The 6,621-nt window shown below is 32.1% G+C and carries 4 protein-coding genes; 2 read left to right on the forward strand and 2 right to left on the reverse strand.

Translation table 11 applies throughout. The annotated features are described in order from the left end of the window. Positions 1-606: 606 nt before the first annotated feature. On the reverse strand, positions 607-2,004 hold the full coding sequence (locus PF572_02690) for an ATP-binding protein (protein ID MDA3839972.1): 1,398 nt from the start codon (positions 2,002-2,004) through the stop codon (positions 607-609). 712 nt (positions 2,005-2,716) lie between these two features. Between PF572_02690 and PF572_02695 the strand changes: the two genes are divergently transcribed. Next, the gene (locus PF572_02695; protein ID MDA3839973.1) at positions 2,717-3,760 is read left to right on the forward strand and encodes a Fic family protein; all 1,044 of its coding nucleotides are present in this window, start codon (positions 2,717-2,719) and stop codon (positions 3,758-3,760) included. 354 nt (positions 3,761-4,114) lie between these two features. Here the strand turns inward: PF572_02695 and PF572_02700 are convergent, their stop codons facing one another. After that, positions 4,115-5,038 carry a Fic family protein gene (locus PF572_02700; protein ID MDA3839974.1) on the reverse strand — a complete coding sequence of 308 codons (924 nt, stop codon included), beginning with the start codon at positions 5,036-5,038 and terminating at the stop codon, positions 4,115-4,117. A 435-nt stretch (positions 5,039-5,473) separates the two neighbouring features. On the opposite strand from PF572_02700, the gene PF572_02705 reads away from it, so the two are divergent. After that, the gene (locus PF572_02705) at positions 5,474-6,502 is read left to right on the forward strand and encodes a Fic family protein (GenBank protein MDA3839975.1); all 1,029 of its coding nucleotides are present in this window, start codon (positions 5,474-5,476) and stop codon (positions 6,500-6,502) included. Positions 6,503-6,621: the final 119 nt, after the last annotated feature.

Consider the following 6,621-nt stretch of genomic DNA (forward strand, 5'->3'; position numbering starts at 1 on the left):
TATTTTAAGCTCCTCCATACATTCCAATAAGCCATTTAATTCTCTTTCTTTTGTTTTGATATTGTCTAAATTATAGCAGACTTGGATTACTGATTCTATTTTTTTGCCATTACTTATAAAGGTAATTGGGGTCAGAGGTAATTGGGGTCACGTCTTGAATTGTGAATTTTACTTAATTTATGTATAGTGAGAGGATTCTATCGTTTCGCTGGCATTTTTTGTGGCTAGCTTGGTGCTGTAGACCTGCGAGGTCTTTTGGGACCTCGGAGGTCCTTTCGGGACGTGATTTATGCTATTAGGTAAATCGGGATTATTATTCCTTTGTCGGATATGTTAAAAGGTAATTGGGGTCACGTCCCAGTGAAACAAAGAGCGTTTCACGGGATAAATCTTGAATTGTGAATTTTACTTAATTTATGTATAGTGAGAGATTCTATCGTTTCACCCCAAGAGTACTTTGTCGCTTCGCTCGGGCGCGCTGGCGCTTCACTCCAGAATGAGAGAGGGTGGGGGATGACAATTTTTAGTTTAGATTTTTTGTGGTTAGCTTGGTGCTGTAGACCTGCGAGGTCTTTTGGGACCTCGGAGGTCCTTTCGGGACGTGATTTATGCTATTAGGTAAATCGGGATTATTATTCCTTTGTCGGATATGTTAAATGTGTCTTTTGAAAATACTAAGTAGGGGATTTTGGTTTTTCTTTTTGTTGTTGTTCGTTTAAGGAATTTAAAATTTTCATGTCTTAAGCCTCTTTTATATTTTATTTCAATGTAATAATAAAAATCAGTATTTAATAGGTCGTCTCGAGCAATAAAATCAATTTCATTTTCTCTTTGTTTGTAAACTGATACGTAGGCAAAATTTTTCTTTAATAGATTGTAGGCATAAGTTTCGGCTAGATGTCCTGTGATTTGTCCTTTAATCTGTGGAGATAATTTTGGATCGAGGTGATAAAAGTTTGTACTAGCGATATATATTTTTTTTAAGCTTTGTTTGCTTTTTCTGAAAGATTTTGAAAAATTATAGACCACGTCCACAAGAAGACTTTCTTCTAAATATTCAAGATAATTGTGTAATGTCTTATAAGTAATTTCTGATTCCGAGGCTAGTTTTCCTAATTCTATTGCATTTCCAGTCTCTTGGATAAGTATTTCGTATAAAAATCTTAATTCGTTTACTTTATCGACTCTATATATATTTGGGATATCGTATTCTATAGTTTTTTTGTAAATTGATTCTCTAATATATTTTTCAGCTATAACTTTATTTTGTTCAATGGCAACTTTTGGAAAATGCCCAAATGACAAGTATTCTTCAAAATATTTTTGTAATAAATTATTATTTTTTGCTAAGAATGTTTCAATATTTTTACTATTTTTTTTAATAGCTTCGATTGAAATTCTTTTTATATCAATTTTTGCACTATTATAGGAGTTTATAAAATTTATGTCTTTACCTGTTATTTCTAAGTATTCATTAAAATCAAGAACATCGAGCTTGAATTCGAAGTTTCTACCGGCCAGGCTTTCAGTCGTTTTTTTTCTTAAAAATATAGAAGATGATCCACTGACAATGAATTTGATATTTGGTCTTGTATCATAAAATCTTTTTAAGACGTGTTGCCATTTGTCGATATATTGTATTTCGTCGATAAATATATAGGCTGTTTTATTCTTTGCTGTTCTTGTGGTGTCGAGATAATACGTAAAGTACTCTGCTAAATCGTCTGGAGAGCAGGGGATAGCTTCGTCAAAACTTAGGAAAAATACATCTTTTGGGCTTACTTTCTTCTCTTTTATTAAGTGTTCTGCTAGTTGTTTTAATAGAACGGTTTTTCCAGTTCTTCGTAATCCAATAATAGATAAAATTAGATCTGTGTCTAAGTATTTTAAAAGTTCGAAATATAATTTTCTTTTATATTTATTTTTTGTAAAAAAATAGTTGTCTACATTGTCCCAATGCGAGTTTTGTCGACTTATTTCATTTAATATTAGGTCTTTATTCATATAATTACATTTATTAGTATTCAACTACTAATAAAAATCACATTTATTAGTATTGTTATACTAATAAAATAACATAGTTTGGTAATTTTGTCTATATGTGATTAGTTAAAAGGTGAAAGTTGCCCCGCTGACGTCACTTTGTGACTAGCGGGATGTCACACTCACGCGTGTTCCAAAAGTTAAAATAGAGAGGTAATTGGGGTTACGTACCAGTTAAACAAAAAAGGTTTCACGGTATAAATCCCAGTGAAACAAAAAAGGTTTCACGGGATAAATCCCAGTGAAACAAAGAGGGTTTCACGGGACAGGTCCCAGTTAAACAAAAAAGGTTTCACGGGACAGGTCCCAGTTAAACAAAAAAGGTTTCACGGGATAAATCCCAGTGAAACAAAGAGGGTTTCACGGGATAAATCTTGAATTGTGAATTTATTTTCGGTTAATAAAAATAACTACAATTTAACTCACCTTGAAAAGCTTGAAGCAGAAGCTATTTTTATTATACGGGAAGCGGTGGCGGAGTTTTCTAATCCTGTGATGCTTTATTCTATTGGAAAGGATTCTTCTGTTTTTAAATGTTAATGTTAGTTTTCATTGCTTTAAATGATACGATTATTTTTTTGAATTTCACTAATATTAAATAATATTATTAAATATATTGACTATAGCCTTAAAAAATGATACGATTTTTGAATAAAAATGATACGATAATTTTATGTTAAAAAGGAAACAAATCATCTTAAATATAATTAAAGAAGGGAGCATTGGAATCAATGATTTATTGTCTTTGGTAAACAAAAAAAATACTAAAAGTGTTTCCAAAATAACTGTTATAAGGGACTTAGACGAGTTTATTGATGATAAACTTGTTGTAAGATTTGGCAAGGGCCCATCGGTTAAATATAGAGTATCTCCAAGTTCTAGGGTTTTTGAAGAAATTGATATTGATAATTATTTCTCGAAAGATTTAGACAACAGAAACGCCACACGAGAGTTTAATTTTGAAATATTCGAATTATTAAAAAATATTAATATTTTTAATGATAGTCAGATTGACACATTGAATGAATTGAATAAAAAGTATCAAGATAATATAAATAGTCTTTCTAGTAATATAATCGAAAAAGAATTTGAGAGATTGATGATTGAGTTAAGCTGGAAATCTTCAAAAATTGAAGGCAATACTTACGATTTATTAGAAACGGAATTTTTAATAAAGGAGAATAAAGAAGCAAAGGGTCATACAAAACTTGAGGCACGAATGATTTTGAATCATAAAGAGGCTATAGAATATGTTTCTAAAAATAAAATTAAAAAAATTAATCCTGATCGTATTATTGATTTACACGAGGTGATTATTAAAGATATGGATGTAGTTAAGGGTTTGAGAAAAAATCCCGTTGGGATAACTGGTACCGTTTATCGTCCATTGGAAGATAAAAATAAGATCAGGGAAGCATTGAATAAAATATGTGATTTAGTTAATAGCAAGGAGAACATACTTGAGAAAGCCTTGTTGCTAAATTTATTGATTGCTTATTTACAGCCTTTTGGCGACGGCAATAAAAGAACTAGTCGCTTGATGGGGAATGCAATCTTGATGGTAAACGATTATTGTCCGCTATCTTTTAGAAGTATTGATGAGTTGGAATATAAAAAAGCAATAATTATATTCTATGAACAAAATAATCTAAGTTATTTTAGGAACTTGTTTATTGAACAATATTCTTTTGCAGTTGAGAATTATTTTAAGTCATAATAAGGCAGGGTAATTGGAAGGTAATTGGGGTCACGTACCAGTTAAACAAAAAAGGTTTCACGGTATAAATCCCAGTGAAACAAAGAGGGTTTCACGGGATAAATCTTGAATTGTGAATTTTACTTAATTTATGTATAGTGAGAGATTCTATCGTTTCACCCCAAGAGTACTTTGTCGCTTCACCCCAGGAGCACTTTGTCGCTTTGCTCGGGCGCGCTCGGGCGCGCTAGCGCTCTACTCCAGAATGACAAGATGAATTGCGAAGCAAGAGAAGGTGCCCTGGGATATAGGTGGGGCATTTTAGATTTCAAGACAAGCGGATAGAGTCCCCTATAGAGTACCCTATAGGGTACTCTATTTCCTGTTCAAAATATCAAAACCAATATTGATAGCCTCGCAAATGAAGTCCTCCAATTGCGTGTAGTCACTTTTCAATTGGGCTCTTCTAAGGCTGGTGTAATAGATTTGTTTTTTTTCTTGTTTAATTGTGGCTGGGGCAATGTTATTTTTTAAAAGCATTGCTATTAATAACAATCTACCAATCCGGCCATTCCCATCGGAGAAGGGGTGAATTTGTTCGAATCGAGCGTGAATATTTGTTGTATGGGCTATATTGTCTTTTTGTTTTATGTTTATATCGCTAATAAGAATTTTGATTAACTCTGGTATTTTTATATAATTTGCCGTTGGGACATTTGAGCCAACAATCCTTACACCATGTCTACGGTATAGCCCTGCATCATCTCTAATGCTATTCATTAGAATGCTGTGCAATTTCAAAATTAAATTTTCATCCAATATATTGGATGTTTTTAAATAATTAAAAAGATAATGAAGTGCTGACTGATGATTTTTTACTTCAAGTTGTTCAATGATGGTTTTGCTTGGTATAGATTTGTTATTGAACATTATGTCGGCCGTTTCATCTTCGGATAGAGTAGATCCTTCTATTTTATTGGAGTTGTAGGTGAGAGTTAGAAGAAACTGTTTGTAGATGTCAGGATTTTTTAATATGATATCTAAAATGTTTTTATATTTTTTTGATTGTTTTGCTATAAGCATTTTTTTGGCATCCAGAATGGTTTCGGGGATTATGTTTTGGCCAGTATATTCTTTGTATATTTCATCAATAGCAATTTCCTGTTTCTTCCTGGGATTTGATTTGCCGTTCCACCAGTTATTGAATGCAACAAAAGATACTCCAATCTTATTGGCAATTTCAGTCTGGGTTAGTCCAGAGGTGTCTTGAATTATTTTTAGTTTTTCTTTAATAGTCATATTAGTAAATTATCAAACTTTATAAAGTTTGTCAATATTATATAACATTATAAAGTTATAGTTTATGTGTTTCATGGATATAAGTTAAAAGATGAAAGATAAAAGTTGCCCCGCTGACGTCACTTTGTGACTAGCGGGATGTCGCACTCCCCAGTTAAATAGAAATGATTTCACGGGGCAAGTCCCAGTGAAACAAAGAGGGTTTCACGGGATAAATCCCAGTTAAACAAAGAGCGTTTCACGGGATAAATCTTGAATTGTGAATTTATTTTCTATCCAAAATATCGAAACCGATATAACCGATATTGATAGCTTCACAGATAAAATCTTCTAGTTGTGTGTAGTTATTTTTTTATTTCAGTTTATTAAATAGGGAACTTGACAATCGTCTAATAATCGTCTATTATATGTCTATAAGATATGTAAGATAAACTTATGTTTACGCCAAAATACACGATAACAGCAAAACTTTTAAGAAATATTAAACGAATAGCTGAGATTTCCACTGAGTTAAATAGCCGTAGTTTTTCTAGGGTTGTACTTTTGGAAATGGAGCGTCGTGCTCGTGAAATATCGGCTCATTCTTCTACAAGCATAGAGGGCAATCCTTTACCACTTACTGACGTTAAAAGAATTCTTAAAAACAAGCCAGAAAATGCTCTTGATTCAGAAAAAGAAGTTTTAAATTACAATAAGGCCTTGGTTGAATTGGAAAAAATAATTAAAGAAGGAGATATTTTAGTAAATATTAAATTGATAGAAAAAATTCAGAAGATAGTTACCGAGGGTCTTATTCAAGAACACAATTGGGGACATATTCGGAAGGAGCCAGTTTTTGTTAATAATCCAGTAAGCGGAGCAACAATATATTTACCACCAGACCATCACGATGTGGTTTTAATGCTGAATGATTTGTTTGATTTTTTAAAAAATAATTCTCAATCAGTTGATCCTCTTATCCTGGCTGGTATATTTCACAAGCAATTTGTAATTATACATCCTTTTGTTGACGGCAATGGTCGTACGTCTCGTTTGTCGACAAAAGTTCTCTTGGCTAAAATGGGAGTTGATACTTTTAATTTATTTAGTTTTGAAAATTATTATAATCTCAATGTAACTAAATATTTCGGAGAAGTTGGTTTAGTTGGGAATTATTATGATCTTGAAAATAAAATCGATTTTACTAGTTGGCTAGAATACTTTACAGAAGGAATTATCGATGAACTTTTGAGAGTTAAAAAAGAAATAGAAAAAGAAGTGATTAGTCCCGATACGGAATTAAAAGAATATCATAAGGAGATGTTGGACTTTATAAAGGAGAAGGGGTTTATTGCTGATAGAGATTATTCTAATTTGACCAATCGTGCCAAGCCGACAAGAAATTTAGATTTTAGAAAGCTAATTGATCTCGGTTTGATTATAAAGCTCGGGAAAGGTAAGGCAACTTACTATAAATTAAAATAAATTTGAGAAGGTATATTGAGTTAAGCTTTTTGGTATTGTAGACGTCCGAGGTCTTTTGAGGACCTCGGACGTCTTTGTAATCTTTGGTGAAGTTCTATATTTTTAGATTTGAAAATAAA

Source organism: Patescibacteria group bacterium (assembly GCA_027858235.1).
Taxonomy (GTDB): Bacteria; Patescibacteriota; Patescibacteriia; order Patescibacteriales; family BM507; genus BM507.